General features: G+C 57.8%; 2 protein-coding genes. Both read left to right on the top strand.

Going from position 1 to position 1,316, the window contains the following annotated elements:
- On the top strand, positions 1-549 hold a 549-nt coding region (locus ABJK56_RS03890; protein ID WP_347243355.1), incomplete at its 5' end, for a ParA family protein.
- A complete protein-coding gene (locus tag ABJK56_RS03885; protein ID WP_347243354.1) occupies positions 546-947 on the top strand; it encodes a hypothetical protein in 402 nt (133 codons plus the stop codon). The genes ABJK56_RS03890 and ABJK56_RS03885, both read left to right, overlap by 4 nt.
- Positions 948-1,316 lie beyond the last annotated feature (369 nt).

Below are 1,316 nucleotides of genomic sequence, written 5' to 3'. Positions count from 1 at the left end.
CGATTGGACATCATCCCGGGCGACAAATCCACCGAGCCAGCAAAGCGCATCCTGGCCGGGATGGACTTTCGGGAACGCGTTTTGGCCGAGATGTTCGCCGAAATCGGCGGCAGATACGACGTGGTGCTCATTGATTGCGCGCCGTCGGTGGATGTGCTCCATGTGGCGGCGCTGGTTGCTGCTGACTGTCTGCTGATTCCGACCCGGCTGGACCACCTTGCGATAGACGGAGTTACCGAGGTGATCAACTCCTTGGCCGTTATTCGGCGGAGGTCGCAGGGGGCCAAACTGTTGGGCGTCGTGCCCACTTTCCTGGATCGCCAGACCAATGAATCAGAGATTCAGTTGCGAGCGCTGGTTCAGAAGTTCGGGAAACTCGTGTTGCCGCCGGTGCCGGTGGATACCCGTTTACGGGAAGGACCGGCGCACGGGAAGACGATCTGGGAATACGCTCCGGACACCCGGAGCGTTGTGGGGGTTCCCGTGAACGGGAAACTGGTGGGCGGTTACCTGCAGGTTGTGGAGAAGGTCAAGGAGATGCTGCGATGACCCGACGAAATCCGCTGGATGGCATTGACCCGGCAGTGGCATCCATCCTGGGAGACGCGGAGAGGAAGCAAAGAATCCGCCGTCTCCCCCGGGATGAACAGAGAAAAGCGCGGCGGGACGCCGCGCGAGAGCGGACGACCTACGAGGTGGATGTTACCATCAAGAAGGCTGTTGAGGAGATCGCGGAGCGAGAAGGGCTATCTCCCAGCAGTGTGGTGATTTTGTTCTTGGCTGATGGTATTCGGCGGTACCGAAGCGGGAAGGTGTCATTCTATGGTCTCAAGAAGCTGTCCAGGTCGCCTCGCTATGAGTGGGTCCTGGATCAGAATGCGGTGGACGGCGTGCTGCAAAGCGGGCTGGGGGAAACAAAACGTTCTGGGTCTAACGGCACGCTTTAACCGCACGGTAAACCGCACGGTTAACCGCACTGTTTACCGCACGGTTAAACGGCACGGTATACCGCACCGTTTGACCTCATAAAAAGCCCGTAGAGCCTCGTTTTTCCAGCAGGACGTATTCTTCTTATCATCCAGTGTTTTCGTATAAAAAACAGCGGCCTTTAAAACGAATTTTAACCATTATCCACAAAACCAGGAAGGAGAACGCGATGGCAGATATGATTATCAAGGTCTCCAGAGATTCTCAGGTAACCCGGGTGGCTGGCGCGATTGCTCACGCCTGGCGCGCCGGTCAGAAGCCCGTCGCGCGCGCTATAGGGGCCGGGGCTGTCAGTCAGGCAATCAAGTCCGTTGCCGTTGCCAGCAGAT

Origin of the sequence: Thermogutta sp. (assembly GCF_039793925.1) — a bacterium.
Lineage (GTDB): Bacteria > Planctomycetota > Planctomycetia > Pirellulales > Thermoguttaceae > Thermogutta.
This window is presented reverse-complemented; position numbering and strand designations above follow the sequence as displayed.